At 71.7% G+C, this 23,254-nt stretch carries 27 protein-coding genes; 15 read left to right on the top strand and 12 right to left on the bottom strand.

Going from position 1 to position 23,254, the window contains the following annotated elements; translation table 11 throughout:
- The first annotated feature begins 911 nt into the window (after nucleotides 1-911).
- A complete protein-coding gene (locus AB0J66_RS00355; protein ID WP_364654361.1) occupies nucleotides 912-1,670 on the top strand; it encodes a class I SAM-dependent methyltransferase in 759 nt (252 codons plus the stop codon).
- Here AB0J66_RS00355 and AB0J66_RS00360 read toward each other — a convergent pair.
- The gene (locus tag AB0J66_RS00360; protein ID WP_364654362.1) at nucleotides 1,644-2,240 is read right to left on the bottom strand and encodes a TetR/AcrR family transcriptional regulator; all 597 of its coding nucleotides are present in this window, start codon (nucleotides 2,238-2,240) and stop codon (nucleotides 1,644-1,646) included. The genes AB0J66_RS00355 and AB0J66_RS00360 overlap by 27 nt on opposite strands.
- Nucleotides 2,241-2,333: 93 nt before the next feature.
- A complete protein-coding gene (locus AB0J66_RS00365; protein ID WP_364654364.1) occupies nucleotides 2,334-3,743 on the bottom strand; it encodes an MFS transporter in 1,410 nt (469 codons plus the stop codon).
- 68 nt (nucleotides 3,744-3,811) lie between these two features.
- Here AB0J66_RS00365 and AB0J66_RS00370 point away from each other — a divergent pair, with 68 nt between their 5' ends.
- Nucleotides 3,812-4,795 (top strand): DUF5937 family protein, encoded by a 984-nt coding sequence (locus AB0J66_RS00370; RefSeq protein WP_364656015.1) that lies wholly within the window; start codon nucleotides 3,812-3,814, stop codon nucleotides 4,793-4,795.
- Here AB0J66_RS00370 and AB0J66_RS00375 read toward each other — a convergent pair.
- Nucleotides 4,776-5,633, bottom strand: a complete 858-nt coding sequence (locus AB0J66_RS00375) for an aminoglycoside phosphotransferase family protein (RefSeq protein WP_364654366.1) — start codon at nucleotides 5,631-5,633, stop codon at nucleotides 4,776-4,778. The genes AB0J66_RS00370 and AB0J66_RS00375 overlap by 20 nt on opposite strands.
- Before the next feature lie 14 nt (nucleotides 5,634-5,647).
- Here AB0J66_RS00375 and AB0J66_RS00380 point away from each other — a divergent pair, with 14 nt between their 5' ends.
- From AB0J66_RS00380 to AB0J66_RS00395, 4 genes are read left to right on the top strand one after another with little or no spacing between them, the layout of a single operon-like run.
- Complete coding sequence (locus AB0J66_RS00380; RefSeq protein WP_364654367.1) at nucleotides 5,648-6,322, top strand: maleylpyruvate isomerase N-terminal domain-containing protein; 675 nt, start codon at nucleotides 5,648-5,650, stop codon at nucleotides 6,320-6,322.
- Nucleotides 6,319-6,756 (top strand): hypothetical protein, encoded by a 438-nt coding sequence (locus AB0J66_RS00385; protein WP_364654368.1) that lies wholly within the window; start codon nucleotides 6,319-6,321, stop codon nucleotides 6,754-6,756. The genes AB0J66_RS00380 and AB0J66_RS00385 overlap by 4 nt, the downstream gene beginning before the upstream one ends.
- Nucleotides 6,741-7,589, top strand: coding sequence for a phosphotransferase (locus tag AB0J66_RS00390; protein WP_364654369.1), 849 nt, complete (start codon nucleotides 6,741-6,743; stop codon nucleotides 7,587-7,589). The genes AB0J66_RS00385 and AB0J66_RS00390 overlap by 16 nt, the downstream gene beginning before the upstream one ends.
- 9 nt (nucleotides 7,590-7,598) lie before the next feature.
- Entirely contained in the window at nucleotides 7,599-7,886 is a 288-nt protein-coding gene (locus tag AB0J66_RS00395) for a DUF1905 domain-containing protein (protein WP_364654370.1), read from the top strand.
- On the opposite strand, the gene AB0J66_RS00400 is transcribed toward AB0J66_RS00395, so the two are convergent.
- Nucleotides 7,858-8,517, bottom strand: coding sequence for a TetR/AcrR family transcriptional regulator (locus AB0J66_RS00400; RefSeq protein WP_364654371.1), 660 nt, complete (start codon nucleotides 8,515-8,517; stop codon nucleotides 7,858-7,860). The genes AB0J66_RS00395 and AB0J66_RS00400 overlap by 29 nt on opposite strands.
- A gap of 102 nt (nucleotides 8,518-8,619) precedes the next feature.
- Between AB0J66_RS00400 and AB0J66_RS00405 the strand changes: the two genes are divergently transcribed.
- On the top strand, nucleotides 8,620-10,098 hold the full coding sequence (locus AB0J66_RS00405; RefSeq protein ID WP_364654373.1) for a DHA2 family efflux MFS transporter permease subunit: 1,479 nt from the start codon (nucleotides 8,620-8,622) through the stop codon (nucleotides 10,096-10,098).
- Between the two features lie 95 nt (nucleotides 10,099-10,193).
- On the opposite strand, the gene AB0J66_RS00410 is transcribed toward AB0J66_RS00405, so the two are convergent.
- The 3 genes from AB0J66_RS00410 to AB0J66_RS00420 all read right to left on the bottom strand — a co-directional run bounded on the left by AB0J66_RS00410 (nucleotide 10,194) and on the right by AB0J66_RS00420 (nucleotide 12,206).
- Nucleotides 10,194-10,934, bottom strand: a complete 741-nt coding sequence (locus tag AB0J66_RS00410; RefSeq protein ID WP_364654375.1) for an SDR family oxidoreductase — start codon at nucleotides 10,932-10,934, stop codon at nucleotides 10,194-10,196.
- 44 nt (nucleotides 10,935-10,978) lie between these two features.
- Complete coding sequence (locus AB0J66_RS00415; protein ID WP_364654376.1) at nucleotides 10,979-11,392, bottom strand: helix-turn-helix domain-containing protein; 414 nt, start codon at nucleotides 11,390-11,392, stop codon at nucleotides 10,979-10,981.
- Nucleotides 11,393-11,642: 250 nt separating this feature from the next.
- Nucleotides 11,643-12,206 (bottom strand): DinB family protein, encoded by a 564-nt coding sequence (locus tag AB0J66_RS00420; RefSeq protein ID WP_364654377.1) that lies wholly within the window; start codon nucleotides 12,204-12,206, stop codon nucleotides 11,643-11,645.
- Between the two features lie 63 nt (nucleotides 12,207-12,269).
- On the opposite strand from AB0J66_RS00420, the gene AB0J66_RS00425 reads away from it, so the two are divergent.
- Entirely contained in the window at nucleotides 12,270-13,145 is an 876-nt protein-coding gene (locus tag AB0J66_RS00425) for an alpha/beta fold hydrolase (RefSeq protein ID WP_364654379.1), read from the top strand.
- Here the strand turns inward: AB0J66_RS00425 and AB0J66_RS00430 are convergent.
- Genes AB0J66_RS00430 through AB0J66_RS00450 form a run of 5 tightly spaced genes read right to left on the bottom strand, consistent with a single transcriptional unit; the run spans nucleotide 13,090 to nucleotide 17,365 of the window.
- On the bottom strand, nucleotides 13,090-13,950 hold the full coding sequence (locus AB0J66_RS00430) for an alpha/beta fold hydrolase (RefSeq protein WP_364654380.1): 861 nt from the start codon (nucleotides 13,948-13,950) through the stop codon (nucleotides 13,090-13,092). The genes AB0J66_RS00425 and AB0J66_RS00430 overlap by 56 nt on opposite strands.
- Complete coding sequence (locus AB0J66_RS00435) at nucleotides 13,947-14,804, bottom strand: SDR family NAD(P)-dependent oxidoreductase (protein WP_364654382.1); 858 nt, start codon at nucleotides 14,802-14,804, stop codon at nucleotides 13,947-13,949. Before AB0J66_RS00435 ends, AB0J66_RS00430 begins: the two co-directional genes overlap by 4 nt.
- Nucleotides 14,801-16,387 (bottom strand): NAD(P)/FAD-dependent oxidoreductase, encoded by a 1,587-nt coding sequence (locus AB0J66_RS00440; protein WP_364654383.1) that lies wholly within the window; start codon nucleotides 16,385-16,387, stop codon nucleotides 14,801-14,803. The genes AB0J66_RS00435 and AB0J66_RS00440 overlap by 4 nt, the downstream gene beginning before the upstream one ends.
- Nucleotides 16,384-16,686 (bottom strand): DUF4873 domain-containing protein, encoded by a 303-nt coding sequence (locus AB0J66_RS00445; RefSeq protein WP_364654385.1) that lies wholly within the window; start codon nucleotides 16,684-16,686, stop codon nucleotides 16,384-16,386. The genes AB0J66_RS00440 and AB0J66_RS00445 overlap by 4 nt, the downstream gene beginning before the upstream one ends.
- Complete coding sequence (locus AB0J66_RS00450) at nucleotides 16,673-17,365, bottom strand: TetR/AcrR family transcriptional regulator (RefSeq protein ID WP_364654386.1); 693 nt, start codon at nucleotides 17,363-17,365, stop codon at nucleotides 16,673-16,675. Before AB0J66_RS00450 ends, AB0J66_RS00445 begins: the two co-directional genes overlap by 14 nt.
- Nucleotides 17,366-17,417: 52 nt before the next feature.
- Between AB0J66_RS00450 and AB0J66_RS00455 the strand changes: the two genes are divergently transcribed.
- The 7 genes from AB0J66_RS00455 (at nucleotide 17,418) to AB0J66_RS00485 (ending at nucleotide 23,254) form a co-directional block, all read left to right on the top strand.
- Nucleotides 17,418-18,305: a diiron oxygenase gene (locus AB0J66_RS00455; protein ID WP_364654388.1), complete on the top strand. Its 888-nt coding sequence runs from the start codon at nucleotides 17,418-17,420 to the stop codon at nucleotides 18,303-18,305.
- 161 nt (nucleotides 18,306-18,466) lie between these two features.
- A complete protein-coding gene (locus AB0J66_RS00460; RefSeq protein ID WP_364654389.1) occupies nucleotides 18,467-18,658 on the top strand; it encodes a hypothetical protein in 192 nt (63 codons plus the stop codon).
- Nucleotides 18,658-18,840, top strand: a complete 183-nt coding sequence (locus AB0J66_RS00465; RefSeq protein WP_364654391.1) for a hypothetical protein — start codon at nucleotides 18,658-18,660, stop codon at nucleotides 18,838-18,840. Before AB0J66_RS00460 ends, AB0J66_RS00465 begins: the two co-directional genes overlap by 1 nt.
- Before the next feature lie 102 nt (nucleotides 18,841-18,942).
- Nucleotides 18,943-20,043 (top strand): uroporphyrinogen-III synthase, encoded by a 1,101-nt coding sequence (locus tag AB0J66_RS00470; protein WP_364656017.1) that lies wholly within the window; start codon nucleotides 18,943-18,945, stop codon nucleotides 20,041-20,043.
- Nucleotides 20,044-20,094: 51 nt separating this feature from the next.
- A complete protein-coding gene (locus AB0J66_RS00475) occupies nucleotides 20,095-20,754 on the top strand; it encodes a sirohydrochlorin chelatase (RefSeq protein WP_364654393.1) in 660 nt (219 codons plus the stop codon).
- Nucleotides 20,755-20,822: 68 nt separating this feature from the next.
- Complete coding sequence (locus AB0J66_RS00480; RefSeq protein ID WP_364654394.1) at nucleotides 20,823-22,904, top strand: molybdopterin oxidoreductase family protein; 2,082 nt, start codon at nucleotides 20,823-20,825, stop codon at nucleotides 22,902-22,904.
- A gap of 2 nt (nucleotides 22,905-22,906) precedes the next feature.
- Nucleotides 22,907-23,254 (top strand): molybdopterin oxidoreductase, encoded by a 348-nt coding sequence (locus AB0J66_RS00485; protein ID WP_364654395.1) that lies wholly within the window; start codon nucleotides 22,907-22,909, stop codon nucleotides 23,252-23,254.

The raw sequence follows: 23,254 nt of genomic DNA on the forward strand, positions 1-23,254 counted from the left end.
CCTGCCTGCGGTGATGGAACCGGTAGGGCCTGTGTCCGCGCCTCGGTTGCCGGCGGTGGTCGAGCTGGCAGGAGCCGATGTCGTGCCTCACCTGCCCGCGGTGATGGAACCGGTAGGGCCTGTGTCCGCGCCTCGGTTGCCGGCGGTGGTCGAGCCGGCAGGAGCCGATGTCGTGCCTCACCTGCCCGCGGCGATGGGATCGGTAGTGTCCGTGCCCGCGCCCAGGTTGCCGGCAGCGATCGAACTGGCACCAGCCGTGCGTGGGCCGCACCCAATGGCGGTAATCGAGCCGGTGACAGTCGAACTCAGGGCGCACCCGCTGGCGGCGATCGGACCGGCGTCGGCGGTGACTGCGTCGGCGTCCGGCGGGTCCGTCACGCGGGGGTCGGCCGGCGGCTGGGGCGTCGCGGTGATCACATCCCACTCGGCCCCACCGCTTGATCAAGTAAGCCGGGCCTGTTCGCCAGGCGCGGCCCGCCGTCGTGGACGCACGCCACGCTATCGCCTATTCAGTCGAGCCGGCCCGGCCATGCTGGCTCCAGCTCGCAACCTGAAAAGGATAAATAAAAGAACGCTTTCGCTCTACGCGGCCATGCCATCGGAGAAACGTATTACCACGGGACCGGATTTTCTTTTCCGGGTCGGCGGGCATGCATCCTGGAACGGATCGGCAGAGAGAAACGTCAGCTGCGGGGCTCGGCGTATCAATTCGGCGGGTCCGGCTACCGGCGGTCAGGTCCTCCATGGTCGTCCGCATGGGAGTGAGCGGGCTTAGGAGCTATCGCGGACACCACCGGCGATGGAGGTCCACACCGCGTGCCGGCTTGCTTGGGATGCCGGGCTGCGAGCGATTGTGTTTCGGGGCTGGTGCTGCGGGTGCCGCATCGCCGAGTGGGGGTGAGACTCGGGTGGTGGCCAATGAAGGGCAGATCGAGCGGTGGAACGGGGAGTCCGGGCGGCGGTGGCTGGCTGAGCGGGAACGGCATGCGGGGGTGCGGGAGCCGCTGTTGCCGCATCTGTATCGGGCGGCGGGGGTTCGGGCGGGGGAGCGGGTGCTCGACGTGGGGTGCGGGTGTGGGGACACGACTGTCGCGTTCGGGCGGGTGGCCGGTGACGTGGTGGGGGTTGATGTTTCCGAGCCGCTGCTTGACGTGGCGCGGCGGGTGGAGACGGGGAACGTTCGGTTTGTTCGGGCGGATGCGCAGACCTGTGCCCTGGGAAGCTTTGACGTGGTGGTCAGCAGTTTCGGGGTGATGTTCTTCGACGATCCGGTGGCGGCGTTTCGGAATCTGCGGGGGACGGGTGGGCGGCTGGCGTTTCTGTGCTGGCAGGACGCGCTGGTCAATGAGGTGTTCGCGATTCCGTTGCGGGTGCTGGGTGGGCGGGGTGGTGTGGATCCGTTCGCGGATCCGGGGTGGATCGAGGCGATGCTGCTCGAGGCGGGGTATGTGGACGTGCGGGTCGCGGGGCTGCGGGAGACAGTGCGGCTCGGAGCGGACGCGCGCGACGTGACGGCGTACAGCCTGGGGAGTGCGCAGGTGCGTGAGTTGGCCGGTGACCTCGGCCAGGCAGCCAGGAAGATCCTCGGGGCGTTCCGCGAGCGGGAACGCCCCGACGGGGTGTGGGTGGAGGCGGCGGCCTGGTCAGTGACCGCGGCGCCAGGAGGCTAGGCACTGGTCGATCAGGGCCAGCTGGCGCACGGGGTCGGTCAGCGGGGTGCGCATGACGGCGTGGACCTGCTGGCCGACGGCGAGGGAGAGCAGCAGGTCGACTATGCCGTCGACCGGGGTCTCGGGCGCCAGGTCACCGTCCTCGATGGCCTCCTGGAGGTGCGTGCGCAGGCGGCCGCCCCACAGATCGCTCACGTCGGCCCAGCCGGTGGCTAGTTTCTGGTTGGCGGCCAGGCGGCCCCAGAAACCGACGACGACCTGGGCCTCGTCCAGCGTCTCCTTCCCCAGAGGCAGTATTTCGCGCATCACCGCCTCCGTGGCGGCGAGACCGCGCAGACCCGTGGCGGCGCCGGCTATCCGGATGTTCGTACGCTCGAAGACCCGCTGATAGGCCGCGGCGGTGACGGCGTCGAAGCCGTCGAAGTAGTGCCAGAGGGCGCCGGTGCCGACGCCGAGCTCGGCGGCGATGGCGCGGCTGGTCGCGGCGGGCAGACCCTTGCGGGCGACCACCGACAGGAACGCCTCGACGATCTCGCTGCGGCGCTGGTCGTGGTCGACGATCTTCGGCAACGAACTACTCTCCTCGGTTCTCGGTCTCGCGGTGGGGGCCCGCATTCCCGAATCGGGCCAGGTTACACAGGCGGACCCTTCTTCGACGAGTGCTCAACAACCGCGGCGCAGGGCGGGGGCCATCAGGGCGGTGGCGGCCCCGGCGGCGGCAATGGCCACAGTGGGCGAGGTGGCCTCGGCCAGGACGCCCAGCAGGAGCGGGCCGGCGCCCTGCAGGGCCATCAGGCCGGTGGAGTGCAGGGCGAAGAGCTGGCCCCGGCGGCCGGCGGGGGCGGCGTCCAGGAACGCCCGCTGGACACCCAGGCCGTACGCGTAGCCGGTGCCGGCCAGAACGAGCAGCGCGACCACGACGGGAAACGGCGGGGCGATCAGCAGCGCGATAAGTGGCGCGCCGAGCACGACGACGAGAGCGCCGGCGAAGCGCTCGCGCAGGGTGGGGCGCAGGAAGCGGCCGACCGCGAAATTGCCCAGCAGCATGCCGACGGCGGGGGCGCCCATGAGGATCGCGCCCGCCCCGGCCGGGAAACCGCGCCGGCCGCCGTAGGACACCAACAGCGCCTCGGCCCCGGCGATCAGGGCCGAGGGGAGCCACTGCACGAGCAGCAGCCGCCGGATCGTGCGGTCGGCCAGCAACGCCTTGGTTCCGGCCCAGCTGTCCTGCACCGTGCCGCGGCGGGGTTCAGCGGCCGGGCTCTGTGCGGCCGAGTCGGTGGACAGGCCCAGCCGGCCGGGTCCGGCGGCCGGGTTCTCCGCGGCCGAGTCGGTGGGCAGGCCCAGCCCGGCGGGTTCAGCGGCCGAGTCGGTGGGCAGGCCCAGCCGAGCGGGTTCAGCGGCCGAGGCGATGGGCAGGCCCAGCCGAGCGGGTTCAGCGGCCGAGGCGATGGGCAGGCCCAGCCCGGCGGGTTCAGCGGCCGAGTCGGTGGGCAGGCCCAGCCGGGCGGCGAGGGCGGCGACGGTGAAGCAGACCGCGGCGATCAGCAGGGCGGAGCGGGCGCCGACGGCGGCCACGGCGACGCCGCCGGCGGCCAGGCCCAGGAGCTGGGCCGCGGAGGAGGACATGTTGGAGACGGAACGGCCCAGGACGTACGCGTCGCCGGTCAGCCGCTCGGCGATGACGCGGGCGGCGGCGCCGGCGAAGACGGGTGTGCCGCAGGCGACCAGGGCCACGAGGGAGAGGGCGACGGCCACCGGCAGATGGGCCAGGCCCAGCAGCAGGGCCAGGGCCGCCTCGACCGCGTAGCCGATGGTGATCAGGCGGCGGGGCGGGAGGCGGTCGGTCAGCGAGCCCAGGAGCAGCCCGCCCACGAACTGGGGGAGGAAACCGGCGGCGAAGGCCAGCGCGCTCAGCAACGGGGAGCCCGTGCCCGCGTACACCAGCACGGAGAGCGCGAAGATCTGCAGCGAGGTGGCGCCGATGGCCAGCGTGCGCGCGACGAACAGGGCGCGGAAGGAGGGCTCGGCGAAGACCTCGCGGTAGGTGGCCGGGCGGTCGGCGACTGTCATGTGGTGATGGTGCGAGACCGCATACGGCTGGGCGATTGTTTCGTTCCAGGGCGTAAGGTCGAGGCGTGATGCGGTTCGTGGTCGGAGCGGAGGACCTGCTGCGGACCCGGTTAGCGCTGTCGCCGGTCTTCGAGCTCCACCACCTGATCCACGCGCTGGCCGGGCCGCATCGGCAGGGCGTGCCGGCGGCCTGGTTGGACCGGCTGCGGCCGCGGTTCGAGCCCCTGCGGTCGGCGCCGGAGACGCAGGCCATCCTGGCGCTCCGGTTGCCGCGGTCGGGGGCGACCTTTCTGACTCCGCCGCCGCAGCGGCACGGGCAGACGATCGACGACGACTTGCGCGAGGTGCGGGGTGCGCCTCAGGACGCCGTACGGCTGGAAATCGACTTCTATCTTCAGCGGCGGCCCGACACGACGGCGGCCGCGCGCCGGGTCCTGACCGGCGACGACGTGCTGGAGCGGGTGGCCGATCAGCTCGCGCGGGCCTGGGCGGCGCTGCTAGCGGACGACTGGCCGCGGCTGAGGCTGCTGTGCGAGCGCGACATCGTGCACCGCGGCGGCGAGCTGAGCCGGTCGGGCTGGGAGGCCGCGCTGACCGGCCTGCACCCGAAGGTCCGCTGGCGCGACGGCGGCATCGACCTGCTCGGCCGGACCGGCCGGGTGATCGACCTGAGCGGCGACGGCCTGCTGCTGGTGCCCTCGGTGTTCGTCTGGCCCGAGTTCGCGGTGTACGCGGACACGCCGTGGCCCAAGGCCATCGTCTACCCGGCCCGCGGCGTGGCCACGCTCCTCGAACACGGTCCACCGCAGGCCCCGGACCACCTTTCCGCCCTCATCGGACGGTCCCGCGCGCTCCTGCTGGTCACCCTGGCCGAGCCGGCGAGCACGAGCCAGCTCGCCCGGGCGTACGGCATGGGTGCGGGCGCCGTGGGCGACCACCTGGCCGTCCTGCACCGCGCCGGCCTGGTCGAGCGAGCCCGGGACGGGCGCTCGGTCCTCTACCACCGCACGCCGCTGGGCGACGCGCTGACCGTCAGCCCAGCACGAGGCTGAGCCACTCCTCGAGACGCCGGCGGGCGGTGTCGTCGCTGATGTCGCGGCCGCAGTCCCGCCAGGGCCGCGCCACCTTCGCCGGGTCGGGCAGATAGCCGACGATGTCCATGACGGTCCAGTAGGTGGTGGTCTCCTCGCCGGGCCCGTACGCGTCGGCGAACCTCGACGCCGCCGCCACGCCGTGCAGCATCGCGAGGTACGTCGAGGCGTGCGCCACGTCGAGCTGGGCCGGCCCCCACGAGGCCTCGACCCAGTCCACGACGCCGCTGATCCGGCCTCGTGACCAGAGCACGTTCCCCAGGTGGAAATCGCGGTGCAGGAACGTGCCCCGGAACGACGGCTGCCGCTCCAGCAGCCGAAAAGCTTGGTGCCACAACTCCGGCCGACGGGCCCACGAAGGGACTTCGCGCTTGCTCGGGGGCGCCCACGACTGGAAGTCGCGCGGTCGCTCGTCGACCCGGTGGATCTCCTTCAGCAGCCCTGCCAGAGCCCCGAGCACGTCGTCGCTCGCGGAGTCCAGGCACAGCCGCCCCGGCAGCCAGGACATCAGATGGGCCGGCGCCCCCGCGCGCTCGCCGCCGAGATCCACCCCGAGGCTCCGCGCGACCGGGATCGGCGAGCCGGCCAGGCTGCGCTGGATCGTCGCTTCGCGACTCAGGAGACCTCGGGCGTACGCCCGCCACGGCTCTTTCGTCATCAGCCGCAGAACCGCGCGTTCGCCGTCAACCCCGTCGAGGCGCACCACCGTCGAGGTCCAGCCGCCGGTCAGGGGCTGCACAGCGGTGACCCGGCGGCCCCACACCGACTCCGCCCATCGGACCGCCGTGTCCATATCCATGCTTGGATCATTGCGTGTCCGAGAATCTGGAGGCGTTCCGCCTCGAGGCTGAGGCGCTCACGCGGGCGGCGGCGGGTTTCTCCGAGCGGGAGTGGAGCGCGCCGACCAGGTGTGCCCCGTGGACGGCGCTCGAACTGCTCGGGCACGTCCGGGTCGCTGTCGGCCGGCTGCCGAGCATGCTGGCCGCGCCCGCGCCCGCGCCGGTGTCGAGCGACAGCCTCGTGTCGGCGGCCGGCTACTACCGGCCGGATGAGCGCTTCGCGCCGGCGACCAACGCCGACCGCGTCGACCTCGGCCGAGCCCAGGCGGCGGAGTTCGCCACGGCCGCCGGGCTGGTCGAGGACTTCGGCGCGACCTGCCGACGGGTCGAGCAGCTGTGCCGGGCCGAGCCCGCCGGGCGCGTCGTCGTCACCCGGCACGGCGACCCGATGCTGCTCGAGGACTTCCTGGTGACCCGGGTCATCGAGCTCGCGGTCCACGGGCTCGACCTGGCCGACGCCGTCGGGCGTCAGTCGTGGCTGACGACGCCGGCGGCCGAGGTCGTGACCCGGCTGCTCACCGGCGCGCCGGAGCCGCCCGGGCTCGGCTGGGATCACGCGACGTTCCTGCGCAAGGCCACGGGGCGCGCGCCGCTGACGGCGGACGAGACGGCCCGGGCCGAGCACATCCACTGGCTGACGCTGGGATGAACGATGTCGGCGCTTGGCTGCGGGGCGTGCTGGGGCGGCGGCTCGATGGCGTGGTCGAGGCGCGGCACTGGTTCCGGGGGCGGCGCGACGAGGATGCGGCAAGCCTGATCCATGCCTGGCTGTACTTCGAGGGGGCCGGTCCGGTTCTGCTGCACGGGTGCGGCGAGCAGCTGGAAGTGGCCGACGGGGAGCCCTACGCGCCGTACGACATGCAGGAGGCTGGGGAGACGAGGGTCGGACCGGCGCAGCCGCCCGATCTGCTCGCCGGCTTCGTGGGGGCCATGCTCGTCGACGGGTCCGTGATCATCGGCTACGACGGGGTCTGTGGCGGGCTCCGGCTGCGGTTCGATCGCGGAGACCTTGTCCTCGGCTCGCTCGGCGACGACTGGTACCTGAGCGAAGGCGAAATGCCCGCGGGATGGCGGACAGCGTGATGGAGGCGGTGGCGCGGCGGTTCGGGTTGGGGCGGCTGGAAGCCGAGCCGGTGCGGGTGGCCGGTGGGCTGTCGAACGAGTTGTGGCGGGTGAGGACTGATCGTGGGGTGTTCGCGGTCAAGCGGATGGTCGTCAACGCGGACCGGCCCGATTTCGTGGGCAACGTCGAGGGGGCGTACGGGGTCGAGCGGCGGGCCTGGGAGCGCGGGGTGCCGATGCCGGAGCCGGTGCCGGTGGGTGGGCGCGCTCTGGCCGAGGTGGACGGTGGGCTGTTCCGGGCTCACCGGTGGGTTGACGGTGAGCCGGCTGCGGGGACGGCAGTCGAGGCCGCACGGCTGCTGGCGGCTGTCCACGCGGCCGGGGAGCCACGGCTGGGGGCGGTGGCCGGCGAGGGCTGGGTGGCCGATCGGTGGGGGAGCGAGCTGGTCGAGCTGACCGGGCGCGTGGCTCAGCGGGAAACGTCGGGGGTGATCGTGGACAGTCACCGTGATCTCGACGGGAAGAACACCCTGCGGCGGCGGGACGGCGTATTGCTGGCTCTCGACTGGGATGCTGCGGGGCCGATCAGCGCTGTCCAGGAGGCGGCCGGCGTCGCCCTCGACTGGAGTGGGGGCGATCCGGCGGTGTTTGTGAGTGCTGTCCGTGCGTACAGCCAAGGAAGTGGTCTTGACGTGCCGGCGCAGCCGTGGATCTTCGGGGGATGGGTGGCGGCGCTGGGGGGCTGGCTCGACTACAACGCGGCGCACGGCGGGCGCGGTGAGGTGGAGCGGACGCTGGCGAGCCTGCGCGGGCTGGCCGCAAACCTGGACGAGATGGTGGCGAGCCTTCAATAAGGTGTGCGAATGGACTTGGAGTTCGCGGGGGAGATCTGGTTCTGGCGGGGGCCGGCGCCGTGGCATTTCGTGACCGTGCCGGAGGACGAGTGCCGGGAGATCGAGGCGGCGTCGTCGCTGGTCAGCTATGGCTGGGGGATGATCCCGGTGGCGGCCCGGATCGGGGCGACGGGGTGGACGACCTCGCTGTGGCCCAAGGACGGCCGCTACATCGTGCCGATCAAGACGGATGTGCGGCGCAAGGAGGGGCTCGACGTGGGGGAGACCGTCACGGTGCGGTTGCGGATCGGGGCTTGACGGCCGGCACACAACCGTGGAGCACGGCGATCACCTCGTCGCGGGTGAGCGGCGGGCCGAGCGGGGCGTTACGCGGGCCGGCCCGCAGGCCGTCGATGACCAGGCGCAGGTAGCGCTCGGAGGACGCTTGGGGCAGGCCGGCGACGTCGCTGACCATCGTGAAGATGATCGGGACGTCGGTGGCGTCGAAGTCGTCGCGCAGCGTGCCCTCGGCCTTGGCCCGGGCGACCAGCTCGGTGATCACGACCTCGAGGCGGTCGCCGGACTCCGGGAAGCGCTTCTTCATGCCGAGGCTGAGCATGACGTCGCGCAGGCCCCTGTCCTCGGCATGGGTGCGGCACGCGAAGGTCATGAAACGGATCAGCCCGTCCCAGGCGACGGGCTCGGCCCGGCACTGTTCGGCGACGGCCACGACACCGGCGATGCGGTCGGTGAAGATGGCCTCGACCAGCGACTCCTTGGTCGGGAAGCGGCGGTAGACGGTGCCGACGCCGACGCCGGCCTGATGGGCCACGTCGTCGAGCGTGGCGGCGAAGCCGCGGGTGGCGAAGACCTCGCGGGCCGCTTCGAGGATGCGCTCCCGGTTGCGCTGGGCGTCCCGGCGCAGCGGCCGGGAGGCGGGGGCTGGCATGTGGCCAAGCGTACATCTAAACGGAGGAGAATCCTCAACTTTCGTTGCTACGCTGCGTTATGTGGAGGGGCAACCTCAACTTACGTTTCCGGAAGGCGCCAGATGACCACCGCTGTACACGAACGCGAAACAAATGAGCAGGGGACCACGGGGCGCTGGTGGGCGCTCGTGGTCCTCGCCCTCGCGCAGCTGATGGTGGTGCTCGACGCCACCATCGTGAACATCGCGCTGCCGACCGCGCAGGCCGACCTCGCGTTCTCCGACGCCGACCGGCAGTGGGTCGTCACCGCGTACGCCCTCGCCTTCGGCAGCCTGCTGCTGCTCGGCGGGCGGCTGGCCGACTTCATCGGCCGCAAGCGGATGTTCATGATCGGCCTGATCGGCTTCGCCCTCGCGTCCGCTCTCGGCGGCATCGCGCAGAACCTCGAAGTGCTGATCGTGGCCCGCGCTCTGCAGGGCGCCTTCGGCGCGGCCCTCGCCCCGGCCGCGTTGTCGCTGCTCTCCACGACGTTCACCGAGCCCACCGAGCGGGGCAAGGCCTTCGGCATCTTCGGCGCCATCTCCGGCGCCGGCGGCGGCATCGGCCTGCTGCTGGGTGGGGTCCTGACGGAGTACGCGTCGTGGCGCTGGTGCCTCTACGTCAACCTGGTGATCGCCGCCATCGCCGTGGTCGGCGCCATCCTCAAGCTCAAGGACGAGCCGGTCGCCCGGCACGGCCGCATCGACATCGTCGGCACCGTCACCGCCGTGGTCGGGCTCGTCGCCCTGGTCTACGGCCTGGCCAACGCCGAGACGGACGGCTGGACCGGCGGCTGGACGCTCGGCCCGATCATCGTCGGCGTCATCGTGCTGATCGGCTTCGTGCTCGTCGAGCGCCGGGTGGCCAACCCGCTGCTGCCGCTGCGCGTCGTCCTCGACCGCAACCGGGGCGGCTCGTACGCGTCGATCGCCATCGCCGGTGCGGGCATGTTCGGCATCTTCCTGTTCCTGACGTACTACCTGACCTCGGTGCTCAGCTTCACCCCGGTCAAGACCGGCCTGGCCTTCCTGCCGATGCTCGGCGCCATCATGCTGACGGCCACCACGGCCGGCTCCATCCTCACCCCGAAGATCGGCCCGCGCCCGCTGGTCCCGCTCGGCGCCTTCGTCGCCGCGGGCGGCATGGTCCTGCTGACCCGCCTGGACCTCGACTCGACGTACGCGTCGGGCGTGCTCCCCGGCCTGATCATCATCGGCCTCGGCCTGGGCCTGGTCTTCGCCCCGACCCAGAACGCCGCCACCTCGGGCGTGGAGCACCGCGACGCCGGCGTCGCCTCAGCGATGATCAACACCGTGCAGCAGATCGGCGGCTCGATCGGCACCGCGCTGCTCAGCTCCTTCGCCGCCACGGCCGCGACCAACTACGCGTCGTCGCACACCCCGTCGCCGACGCTGGCCGCGGAAGCCGCCATCCAGAGCTACACCACGGTCTTCTGGTGGTCGGCCGGCTTCTTCGTCCTGGCCGGGGTGGTCGCCCTGGTGCTGTTCCGCACGGGCCCGCTCGACGTCGACCCGGACGCGCCGCCGGCGATGGCCCACTGACGCACCACGTTCCAGGATCCCGGCCGCGGTTCGCGGCCGGGATCCTTCCTTTCACGGGCACGGCAGGCGTGGCGGGCGCGGGCGGCGCGGCGGGCTCAGACCTGGGCGAAACCGCCGTCGACGAACAGCTCGATGCCGCGGATGAAACTTGAATCGGCGGAAGCCAGGAACAGCGCGGCCGAGGCGATCTCGGACGGGCGGCCCATCCGGCCGGCCGGAACTCTGCTCACGATGGCCTCGACGACGGCGGCCGGGATCTGGTCGACGACGCCGGTGGCGGTCGGGCCCGGGTTGAGCAGGTTCACCCGGAGATCCCGGTTGCCCCACTCGGCGGTCCAGGTGCGCGCGAACGACCGCAGCGCAGCCTTGCTCGCCTGATAGACCGTAGCGCCCGGAACGCCGGACACCGAGCCGGCCGAGCCGTTGAGGATGATCGAGCCGCCACCGGCCATCAGGGGCAGCGCCTTCTGCACGGTGAGCAGGGTGCCGCGCACGTTGACCCCGAAGACGGTGTCGAAGGACTCCTCGGTGACCGCCTCGAGGGGCTCGGACAGGCTCCCGATGCCGGCGCAGGCGTAGAGGACGTCGACGCGGCCATGGTGGTCGGCGACGGTCTCGAAAAGGCGGCCGAGGTCGGCCGGGGACCCCGAGTCGGCCTGTACGCCCGTGACGGATCCCGGCCCGATCGCCGCGACCGCCTCGTCGAGCCGCGTCTTGTCGCGCCCGGTGATGTAGACGTGCGCGCCGTTGCTGACAAAAAGCTTCGCTGTCTCCAGCGCCATTCCGGAGGTCGCGCCGGTGATGACGGCGACCTTCCCTTCGAGCTTGCGTTCCATGAACTCACCGTAGGAAGACCGGTGAATTGCCGGAAGTACGCACTTTATCGTTGGGGGCTTACCGCCCGGTTAGCCTCGTCGTAGGCCTCCTGCGCCTCCAGCAGCTGGTCGCTGTGCTGCCCGATCCAATGGATCAGCTGGGTCAGCGGCAGGGCGAGGTCGGCCCCGAGATCGGTCAGCGTATAGGTCACCTGCGGCGGAACCGTGGCCTCGACGCTGCGCTCGACGAGCCCGGCCCGGACGAGGTGCTTGAGCGTCTGCGCCAGCATCTTCTCGCTGATCCCGCCGACCTTGTCCCGCAACGCGGCGAACCGGTGCGGCCCGGTCACCAGCGCCGCCAGCACCAGCGTCCCCCACCGGCTCGTGACTTGATCGAGAACCTTGCGCGTCGAGCAGGTCTGATCGAAAGTGTCGGCGGACAGAAGGTTCAGAGCGGTACGCAAACGCGGGTCTTCCACCTGCCTGAATCTACTCGCAGGACAGCGGTCAGCCGCCCACCCGGCGGTAGTGCCAGATCCACACACCGAGCGCGGCGGCGGCGACGATGACGCTCGGCCAGCGCACCGACCACGTGCGGCGACCATCGCCGGGCACGGGCCCGACCACGGCACGACCGCGACCCAGAGCACGAACAGGCCCAGCCCCTGCCTGTCCCGCCTGCGGAACACGCGCCGATGCGGTGACATGACCGGCAGCGTAGAGCCAAGGTCATCCCCGGGCGACCGGCTGCCAGCCCGCCGGGGGATCCTCGCCGGTGCGGCCGTCGACGGCTTCGCGTAGCAGGTCGGCGTGGCCGACGTGGCGGGCGTACTCCTCGAGGAGGTCGTAGAGGAAGCGGCGCAGGGACGGGGTTCGGCCGTCCGGGAAGGGCTGGGCGCGGAGCTGGTCGAGGCCGCCCTCGGACAGCGCCCGGGCCAGGCGGGCCCTGCCCCGTTCGACGGCGGCGTCGTAGAGGGCGTACAGCTCGGCCGGCTTGTCGTCGGCGGCCGAGGTGAACTCCCAGTCGGGGTCGTCGTCCCAGTTGGTGGGTTTCCACGGGTCGGGCAGGGGCTCGTCGAAGAACTTGCCAACGATCTGGTAGTCCTCGACCAGGGCCAGGTGTTTGAGCAGGCCGCCCAGGGTGAGGGTGGAGTTCGGCAGGCGCTGGTTGAGGCCCTCGGCGGTCAGGTCGTCGGCCTTCCAGCGGAACGTGGCGCGCTGGCGGTCGAGGGCGCCGATCAGGTGTTCCGTCTCGGTGCCGGCCACGGGGGGCTCCCAGGGAATATCGCTCATGGAGGGCACCGTAGACGGGATGCCGGACGATCGGCGTCCGGAATCATGAAGTAGGTTCGGCCGATGCGACGCCAGATTGCCGGTCTCACCTGCGCGCAGTGGGGTCCCGGGAAGGGTCCCGCGGTGCTTGCGCTGCACGGGCTGACGAACACGTCGGAGGTGTGGCGGGGGTTCGCCGAGGCGGCGCCGGAGCTGCGCGTGATCGCGCCGGATCTGCCCGGGCGGGGCGGGTCGCTGGAGGTGAGGGCCGGCGCGGGCTTGAAGGGTCACGCCCAGGCGGTGGCCGCGCTGGCGGAGCACCTCGCCCTCGAGGACTTCGTCCTGCTCGGTCACTCGATGGGCGGCTATCTCGCGCCCCTCATCGCGGCCGCGCTTCCCGGGCGCGTACGCCACATGGTGCTGCTCGACGGCGGCGTCCCACCCGAGTCCACGTGGCGGAGCAAGCGAACGGTCGTTCGAGCCCTGTGGACCGTCTACACACGATCACTCCGCCGTACATATCCGGATAAGGAGGCGTTCGTCGACGCCGTGGAGGCCCGGGCGATCGCGAACCGGCCCGACCTTCGCCCGCGCCTCGAGCAGTGGGCCGACTATCTTCTCGACCGCGCCGAAGACGGCGGGGACGGCGGCGGCAAGGCGCGGCTCGACATGGCGAGGGTGATCGACGACGCGGTGGACACGCTCGGCGGGGAGCCGACCCTGCCGCTGCTGGCCGGGCTGGACACACCGGTGCACGTCATCCTGGCCGCGCACGACGGCGACGACCAGGCGCCGCCGTTCATCAGCGACCACGGGCTCGCGCTCGGCCGGCAGAAGATCCCGCGCCTGACCGCCGAGCGGACCGAGGCCAACCACGTGACGATGCTTTTCGACGAAAGAGTGGTCACAGCGGTGAGTGGGTCCGCGGCGGCTCCGCGGTCAGGGCCAGCAGCGGCCTGACCAGGCGGGCGAAGTCGTCCGGGCGCTCCAGCTGGGGCATGTGGCCGGTGTCGGCGAACAGGTGCGACTGGGCGTGCGGCAGCAGCGCCCGGGCCGCGGGCAGGTGGGTGGCGGGCAGGATCAGGTCGCGCTCGCCCCAGACGATCAGGGTCGGCCGGGGGTTGCGGGTCACCCGGTTGAGCAGCTCGTGGCGCCAGTGCGGGGCGATGCCGCGGAAACCGCCCAGGGCCCGGGCGATCTCCAGGTAGACGGCGGCGAAGTCGGGTTGCCGGCCGATCCGTACGGCCATGGCCACCCGCTCGGGGGTGACCAGGGCCCGATCGGCGAACAGGCTGCGCTCCACCCGCCGGGCCACCCGCGGGTCGATCCGGCCCAGCAGCGGGCGGCCCAGCAGCGGGATGGCCAGCATGCGCAGCGCGAAGGTGACCTCCTGGCCGAACCCGGCGCTGTTGACCAGGGTCAGCGTGGTGACCCGGGCCGGGTCGTCGACCAGCATCTGCATGGCCACGGCGCCGCCGAGCGAGTTGCCCATCAGGTGCGCCGGCTCGGTGGCGCCGAGCGCGTCCAGGGCGGCCCACACGCCCTCGGCCAGCGCGGCCAGGGTGGTCCGGGCCGGCATCCGCTGGGAGAGCCCGAAGCCGGGCATGTCCAGGCTGATCACCCGGTGGTCGCCGAGCCGGTCGTGCTGCGGCAGCCAGTCCTCCAGGCTGCGGCCGATGCCGTGCAGCAGCACCACCGGCGGGCCGTCGGCCGGGCCGGTCGCGTGGTAGCGGATGCGGCTGCCCTGGACGTCGACGTAGTTCACCGGCGGGCCCCGATCTTGACCGAGGAGGCGGTCAGGAACTGCATGATCCGGGCGTGCCCGACCGGGAAGAGCCGGGCCAGCACGTCCGGCACCTTGGCGTTGAGCGCGATGAGCAGGCGCGGCTTGCGCTTGGCGACGGCCTGGATGATGTCGCGGGCGGCCTTCTCCGGGGGATAGGTCAGCAGGGCGGCGAACAGCTTCTGGTGCGGCTCGATCTCCGATTCGGGGACGTTGCTGCCGACGATGGCGCTTTCGGCGATGCGCGTACGGATGCCGCCCGGGTGCACGGTCGTGACACCGACGCCGTTCTCGGCCAGCTCGGCGTGCAGGGCCTGGCTGAGGCCGCGGAGGGCGAACTTGCTGGCGGCGTACGCGCTCTGCCCGGCCGGCGCGATCAGGCCGAACAGGCTGGACAGGTTGACCAGGTGGCTGCCGGGGTTCGCGGTCAGCGCGGGCAGCAGGGCGTGGGTGAGCAGCATCGGGGCCCGGAAGTTCACGTTCATCACGTGCTCGAACTCTTCGACCGTGACCTGGTCGAAACGCCCGCCGAGGGCGACGCCGGCGTTGTTGATCAGCAGCCCGATCGCGGCGTGGTCGGTCAGCACCTTGGTGGCCACCCCTTCGACCTGGGCGCGGTCGGCCAGGTCGGCGAGGATCGTCTCGACCGTGATGCCCGGATGCGCGGCGCGGATCTTGTCGGCGACCGGCTTCAGGCGCGCCTCGTCACGGTCGACCAGCACGAGGTGGCTGCCGAGCTCGCCCAGCTGATAGGCGAGCTGTTCGCCGATGCCGCTCGCGGCGCCGGTCAGCACGGCAACATGACCGGCAAATCGGAATTGTCCAAGTCGCGTCATGGGTTGACATCCTCCGTGAGGTCGGCGCGAGGTGGGGCGGCGCGCGAGGTGGGGGCCGCGGGCGAGGTGGGCGCGGCGGGCGAGGTGAGGTCGGCGGGCGAAGTGGGGGCGGGGCGCGAGGTGAGGTCGGCGGGCGAGGTGGGAGCGGGCGAGGGGAGAGCGCGGCGGAAACGCATGTCGCGGGTGACGTCGGCCCGCGGGGTGGTGATGATGTCGCGCAGGTAGTTCTGCCGGACGATCCACGGCGCGCGGTCGCCCTGGCGTGGGAAGTCGTCGAGCGCCCGCTGCACGTACCCCGACGAGAGATCGAGCAGCGGACGGCCCGAACCGCCGGGGGTGGCCGGGGTGGCCACGGCCAGCCCGTTGCGGTCCATGTGCCGCAGCAGCTTCATCACGTAGCGGTGCGAGAGGTCGGCCCGCAGCGTCCACGAGGCGTTCACATAGCCGATGCAGTAGGCCAGGTTCGGTACGCCGCTGAGCATCAGCCCGCGATAGGCGGCCTGCTTTCCGAGCTCGACATGCGTGCCGTCCACGCTGACCCGCACCCCGCCGATCGGCAGCAGCGACAATCCGGTCGCCGACACCACGATGTCGGCCTCGAGGACCTGTCCCGACTTGAGCCGGATGCCCTGGGGCACGAACGCGTCGATGTGGTCGGTGACCACCGACGCCCGCCCGGCCCTGATCTCGCGGTAGAGGTCGCCCTCCGGGATCACACAGAGCCGCTGGTCCCACGGGTCGTAGGAGGGTTTGAAGTGCTCGTCGACGTACGCCTCGTCGCCGAGCCCCTTGACGGCGAGGGACCGCAGCACCTTGCGCACGCGGTCGGGCCGACGCCGGGCCAGTTGGTAGAAGCCCTGCGTCATCAGGATGTTCTTGGCCCGGGCGACCCGGCTCGCCTGCCGCGGCGGCAGCACCGACAGCAACGCCCGGGCGACCACGTCCCGTGACGGCAGCGAGGTCAGGTACGACGGGGAGCGCTGCAGCATCGTCACGTGCGCGGCGTCGGGCGCCATGGCCGGTACGAGGGTCACCGCGGTCGCCCCGCTGCCGATCACCACGACCCGCTTCCCGCGGTAGTCGAGGTCGCGCGGCCAGAACTGCGGGTGGACCAGCCGGCCCTCGTACTCGTCGAGCCCGGGGAAGTCCGGTTGGTAGCCGCGGTCGTAGTTGTAGTACCCCGCGCAGGCATACAGGAAGGAGCAGGTCAGCGTCGAGCCGTCGGCGATGGTCAGGGTCCAGCGGGCCTCGTCGGAGGACCAGTCGGCCGCGACCACTTTGGTGTTGTAGCGGATGTGCCGGCTGATCCCGCCCTCGTCCGCCGTGGCCTGGATGTACTCGCGGATCTTGTCGCCCGCGGCGAGCGACTGGGTGTCGCGCCACGGCCGGAACGGGTAGCTCAACGTGAACATGTCCGAGTCGGACCGCACGCCGGGGTAGCGGAAGAGATCCCACGTCCCGCCGATCGCCTCCCGGGCCTCCAGGACGGCGTACGTCTTCCCGAGCCCTGCCTCCTGCAACCGCCAGGCCGCCCCGATGCCCGACAGCCCGGCGCCGATGATGACGACGTCGAAGTGGCTCATGCCGGAAACCCCCGGAACCAGGGCGGCGTCCCGGTGCCGGAGAGGCGTACCCCACCCCACGGGTCGGGCTCGCTCAGCCGTACCTCCACCGCAGTCGACCCTGGAAGCGCGAGTGACGCCTGCCGCAAGCCGGCCGCCACGCGCTCGCGCAAGGCGGAGTCGGGGGTGGTGCGCCCGGCCCAGCGGAAGCGGCCCTCGACCGGCTCGAAGTGGGCCGAGAGCCGGATCTCGACCGGGTGGCCGGCGTCGCCGGCCAGCAGCGTGGCCGGCCCCCGGTACTCCTCGTCAGGAATGTCCACCGAAGCTCGTCTCCTCCCGGTACGCGGCGAGCCCGCCGGGCACGTCCGCCGCCTGCTGAAGCCCCGCTATGCCGCCCCACAGGAATGTCGTCAGGTAGTCCCCGAGCGCCTCGCGGCTGATCGGCTGCTGCTGGCGCAGCCACCAGTCGCCGACCGCCTGGACATACCCCACCACGCCGTACGCCCACGGCAGGGCCGCGCCGGAGTCGAGGCCGCGGGCCCGCAGCCGGTCACCCAGGATGCGGGCCAGGCCGCTGGCCACCGTGTCGACCACGTCGGCCACCACGTCGCGGCCGCGGGCGATCTCGGGCTGGTGCACGACGAACTGGTACAGGTTGGTGTCGGCGGCGATGTGCCCGAGGTACGCGTCGATGGCCGCCCCGACCGCGGCGCGTTCCTCCCGGACCGCGGCCACGGCGGGGACGATCGCGTCGAGCACCATGCCGGCCGCCCGCTGGCCGACGGCGAGCCACAGCTCGGACTTGTCGGCGAAGTAGCGGTAGAGCACCGGCTTGCTGACGCCGGCGTGAGCGGCGATGGCGTCCATGCCGACCTCGGGGCCGTGGGCGCGGATGGCCTCGATGGCCGCCTCGGTCAACTCGGATCGGCGCTGCTCACGGTGGCCGGCCCAGCGGCCCTTACGGCCATCCGTATTGACCGGCGTCTCATCCGTGTTCATAGTACTAGAAGTAACTGTTACCCGAGGTAACGTCAAGTACCTGGGAGGGCCTATGGATCGCGATCGCACCGCCACCCGGCTCCTGAGGTCGTCCGCGGAGCATTCGTACGACCCCGAGGTGGAGATCGACTGGGAAGCGCCGATGGTCGAGGGCAAGTACTTCGTACCGCCGCACCGCTCCAGTCTTTACGGCACTTCGGTGTGGGAGCGGCTCACCGAACAGCAGCGGATCACGCTGACCCGGCACGAGGTGGCCAGCATCGCCGGGCTCGGCGTCTGGTTCGAGACGATCCTCATGCAGCTGCTGATCCGCGGCTACTACAAGCAGGACCCGACGCAGCCGCACGCGCAGTACGCGCTGACCGAGGTGGCCGACGAGTGCCGGCACTCGGTGATGTTCGGCAAGATGATCGCCACTCTGGGAACGCCGGTCTACCGGCCCGACGGGGTGAACGCCGCCCTCGGCAAGTGGATCGCGGCCACCGGCACCGGGCCGCGGATGTTCGCCGCGATCCTGATCTGCGAGGAGATCCTGGACACCCTGCAGCGCGAGGCGATGGCCGACGAGCAGGTGCAGCCGCTGGTCCGGATGGTGTCGCGGATCCACGTGGTCGAGGAGGCCCGGCACGTCCGCTACGCCCGGGAGGAGCTCGCACGGCAGGTGCGCGAGGCCGGGAAGGGGCGGCTCGTCTTCGACAAGGTCGTGATCGCGCGGGCCGCGTACCTCTGTGGCACCCGCCTGATCCACCCGGCGGTGTACCGCTCGATCGGGCTGTCGCCGGCCGAGGGCAAGCGGCTGGCCGACGCCAACCCGCACTTCCGGGAGACGCTCCGCTGGGCCGGGGAGCGCGTGGTGGCGTACCTGAAGGACCTCGACCTGATCGATGGCCCGGGACGGGCCCTGTGGCGGCGCTCGGGCCTGCTCCCTGCCGCTGCGTGATTGTTTCCCAACGCGCAGTAATTCAGCCGAACCGGCCCTTGACCTGGGACTTTAGGATTTCGCCACGGCCGATTCAGCCCGTGGGCGAGGCCGTCGGCGCGTGGGAGATTGGAGCGCGGTGTCTGCGCTCGAGCGCGGCGACAAGCGTTCGGGAGGAAGCCATGGACAGCGCGGACGATGCCCTGCGGGCCTACGAGGACGGCCGGGCCGACGGGCTCGCCGGCAAGCACAAGGACGAGACGCGGGCCGGCGACCCGGACTACCTGGTCGGGCTGGTCGACGGCCAGGTCTCGGCCTTCGAGGAGAACCTGCTGGCCGCCATCCGCCGCGCCCTGGACGGCAAGAAGAGCTGATGGACGACGCACTTCAGGCGTACGAGACGGGGCGCGCCGACGGCATGGCGGCCTGCCGTGACCTGGCCCGGGCGCAGCATCCCGAGACCGGGGCGGACTACCGGATGGGCTTTCTCGACGGCCGCATCGAGGTGTTCCGGCTGCTCGCGACCGTCCGCAAGATCGTCGAGGACGCCGACTGAGCTCGCTGTGATTACGCGTTAGCGTCCCTGAAACACATCTTCGATGTTCCGGTAACGGATCCTGGACACGCTGTCCGGAACGACTTCAGGGGAGCGTGGATGATCGAGGGCGTGCTGACGGGCTTCACCGTCGCGGTCACCGCCGAGCGGCGCCGGGACGAGATGACCGCGCTGCTCGAGCGGCGCGGGGCCCGGGTCGTCACCGCCTCGGCGATCAGCATCGTGCCGCTGATCGACGACGAGGCCCTGCATGCGGCGACCGCGGCCTGCATCGGGCTCGCGCCGGATCTCGTCGTGGCCACCACCGGGTTCGGCTTCCGGGGCTGGCTCGAGGCGGCCGAGGGCTGGGGGCTGGCCGATCAACTGCGGGACGTGCTGCGCGGCGCCCGGATCGTGGCCCGCGGGCCCAAGCCGTGCGGCGCCGTGCGGGCGGCCGGACTGACCGAGGAGTGGGCGGCCAAGACCGAGGCCACCGAGGAGGTCCTGGCGCGGCTGCTCGACGAGGGCATCGCCGGGCTGCGGATCGCGGTGCAGGAACACGGCGAGCCGCAGACCGAGTTCGTGGCGGCCCTGCGGGCGGCCGGGGCGGCGGTGGTGGAGGTGCCGGTCTACCGCTGGGTGCCACCTACGGACACCACGCCGGTACGCCGCCTGGTCGAGCAGATCGGAGCGGGGCAGATCGACGCGGTGACGTTCACCAGCGCGCCGGCTGTGAAGTCGTTCCTGGCTCTGGCCGGGTCGTCGCGGGACGCGGTCCTCGATCGATTCGGGACGGGGACGCTGGCGGCGTGCGTGGGGCCGGTGACGGCGGCGCCGCTGGTCGAGCTCGGCGTGCCGGTGGTGATGCCGGAGCGGTTCCGGCTCGGGGCGCTGATCAAGACGGTGACCGACGAGCTGCCCCGGCGGACGGTGAAGCTGAAGGTGGCCGGGTCGGTGCTGGAGATGCGCGGGCACGCGGTGCTGATCGACGACGTGCCGCACTCATTGGCGCCGGCGGCGATGGCGATCCTGACGGCGCTGGCCGCGCGGCCGGGGGTGGTGGTGTCGAAGGAGCAGCTGATCGCGGCGCTGCCCCGCGGCAATGACGGGCACGCGGTGGATGTGGCGGTGGCGCGGTTGCGGACGGCGCTCGGCTCGGGCCGGCACATCGAGACGGTGATCAAGCGCGGTTATCGGCTGCGGTTGGACGAGCCCGCCGCATAATCCACTCGTCAGGCCGCAACGACGCGGTCCTTTTCTCGCGAAAGGCCTGATATGCCGACTCTTGTCGCGGTGGCCCATGGCACCCGCAGCCCGCACGGCCAAGCTCAGATCCGTGACCTGGTCGCCCGGGTCGCCGGCCGCCGTCCCGGCCTGGACGTCCGCCTCACCTACGTGGACGTACAGGAGCCCCGCGTCGCCGACGTCATCCCGCTGCTGGATGACGCCGTCGTCGTCCCTCTGCTGCTGTCGGCCGGCTATCACGTGCGGGTCGACATCGCCGAGGCGGTCGCCGGCCGGAACATTCCGGTCACCAGGCCTCTCGGTCCCGACGACGCCCTGCTCGACAGCATGGTCCGCCGCCTGCCCCGAGGCGCCGACGCCGTGGTCCTGGCCGCCGCCGGCTCCTCCGACCCGTCGTGGCGGGCCGACATCGACGCCCTGGCCGCGCGCCTCCCCGGCGGCGCACATGTCGGATATGTCGCCGGTCATGAACCCAAGGTCGCCGACGTCGTGGCCGGCCTGAGAAAGCGGGGCGCGCGAAAGATCGCCATCGCCTCGTACCTGCTGGCCGATGGCCTCTTCTACCGCAAGCTGCACCAGGCCGGCGCCGACTGGGTCACCCCGCCGCTCTGCCTCGACCCGGTCACCACCGACCTCGTGCTCCGCCGTTACGAGTCCGCGCTTCTCACAACGGCGCCCGGCCGTATGTAGGGTTTTCCGTACGTCACGGCAATCGCGCGGGACCCGGCGGAAAACAAACGCCCAGAAGTATTCGGGGTGTGACGGCCACCGATACGCATTGCCCCTACTGCGCTCTGCAGTGCGGCATGACTTTGACCCCCGGGATACCGGTGGTCAAGCTCGAGCCACGCGAGTTCCCGGTCAACCGAGGCGGCCTCTGCGCCAAGGGTTTCACCGCGGCTGACCTGCTGGATCACCGTGATCGGCTGCTGAGCCCGCTGGTCCGCAAGGAGCCCGGCGACCGCACCAGCCCGCTGCGCGAGGCCACCTGGGACGAGGCGCTCGGCCTGATCGTCGAGGCCATTCAGAACAGCCAGAAGAGGTACGGCCGGGACAGCGCCGGCGCTTTCGGGGGCGGCGGGCTGACCAACGAGAAGGCGTACGCGCTGGGCAAATTCGTCCGGGTGGCGCTGCGATCGGCGTCGATCGACTACAACGGCCGGTTCTGCATGTCGTCGGCGGCCACCGCGGCCAACCGGGCCCTCGGCGTCGACCGGGGGTTGCCGTTCCCGCTGGAGGACGTGGCCGGCGCGCAGACCGTGCTGCTGGTCGGGGCCAACCCGGCCGACGCCATGCCGCCGTCCATGCAGTATCTCGACGCGGGCCGGGCCGACGGCGCCAAGCACATCGTGATCGACCCGCGCCGTACGGCCACCGCCACCGGCGCCCACCTGCACCTGCAGCCGCTGCCGGGCACGGATCTGGCGCTGGCCAACGGGATGCTGCACATCGCCATCCGCGAGGGCTACGTCGACTCGTCGTTCGTCGAAACGCGTACCACCGGCTTCGAAGCCGTGAAGAAAGCGACCAATTCCTACTGGCCGGAGCGGGTCGAGCGGATGACCGGCGTCCCGGAGACCAAGATCCGGGAGACGGTACGGCTGCTGGCCACCAACGGCCCGGCGATGATCCTGACGGCGCGCGGAGCCGAGCAGCACAGCAACGGCACCGACACCGCGCAGGCCTGGCTCAACCTGGCGCTCGCGCTCGGGCTGGTCGGGAAACCGAACTCGGGCTACGGCACGATCACCGGGCAGGGCAACGGCCAGGGCGGCCGCGAGCACGGCCAGAAGGCCGACCAGTTGCCCGGCTACCGCAAGCTCGACGACCCCGCGGCCCGCGCGCACGTCGCCGCCGTGTGGGGCATCGACCCGGACGAGCTCCCGCGGCCCGGCCTGTCCGCCTACGAGATGCTCGACCGGCTCGGCACCGACGGCGGCGTCCGGGTGCTGATGGTGCTGGCCAGCAACATCGCCGTGTCGGCCCCGCACAGCAACCGCATCCTCGATCGGCTTCGGGCGCTCGATTTCCTGGTTGTTTCCGACATCTTCCGCTCGGAGACGGCCGAGCTGGCCGACGTCGTGCTCCCGACCGCGCAGTGGGCGGAGGAGGAGGGCACGATGACCAATCTCGAGGGGCGGGTCATCCGGCGCAAGCGCGCTCTGCCCCCGCCGCCGGACGTGCGCACCGACCTGGAGATGCTCGCATCGCTCGCCTCCCTGCTGGGCCGCGGCCGCTTCTTCTCCAGCGACCCGCGCACGGTCTTCGACGAGCTGCGCCGGGCCAGCGCCGGGGGCATCGCCGACTACAGCGGCATCACCTACGAGCGCATCGAATCCGACGACGGCGTCTTCTGGCCCTGCCCGTCGGAGGACCACCCGGGCACGCCACGGCTGTTCGCCGACGGCTTCCCGACCGCTGACGGGCGCGCGAAGTTCATCCGGGTCGAGCACCGCGACCCGGCCGAGATGCCCGACAAGCACTACCCGTACGTCCTGACGACCGGCCGCAACATGCAGCACTACCAGAGCGGCAACCAGACCCGCCGGGTGAAGGCGCTCGCCGTCGCGCTGCCCGAACCCCGCGCGGAGATCCATCCCGACCTGGCCCGCCGGCACGGCATCGCCGACGGCGAGCTGGTCGAGCTGCGCAGCCGGCGCGGTGTGACGGTGCTGCGGGCCCGGCTCAGCGACGGGATCCGGCCGGACACGGTCTTCGCCCCGTTCCACTGGCCCGGCGCGAACGCGCTGACCAACCCGGCCCTCGACCCGCACTCGCGGATGCCCGCCTTCAAGGCGTGCGCGGTCGCGATCAGCCCACTCACGGAAGGAACCGAATAGCGGTGCACTCGACCCCACGATTCCTGCAAGGCGTCTTCACCTTCGAGGGCAAGGGCCTGGACCAGCCGGCGCCCCTGAGCCCCGAGCTGTCCTACGTGGTCCCCGACGGCGCGACCGCGCAGGCCGTCTACTTCCGGGGCGGCAACGCGGCCGCCGAGCTCGTCAACGTCGTCCTCGTGCGGGACGGCAAGCCGATGCGGCACTTCCCGATCGGCGCCAAGGGCGACGTGCACGTGCCCCTGCGGGTGGTCGAGGACCTTCTGGCCGGCACCTCGATCGAGCTGTGGCTCGCCGCCCCGGCCGGCGTCGCCGGCACCGTCATCGTCGATCTGGGCCTGGTGGAGATCTGA

The sequence above is a fragment of the Actinoplanes sp. NPDC049598 genome (assembly GCF_040675435.1).
Classification (GTDB): Bacteria; Actinomycetota; Actinomycetes; order Mycobacteriales; family Micromonosporaceae; genus Actinoplanes.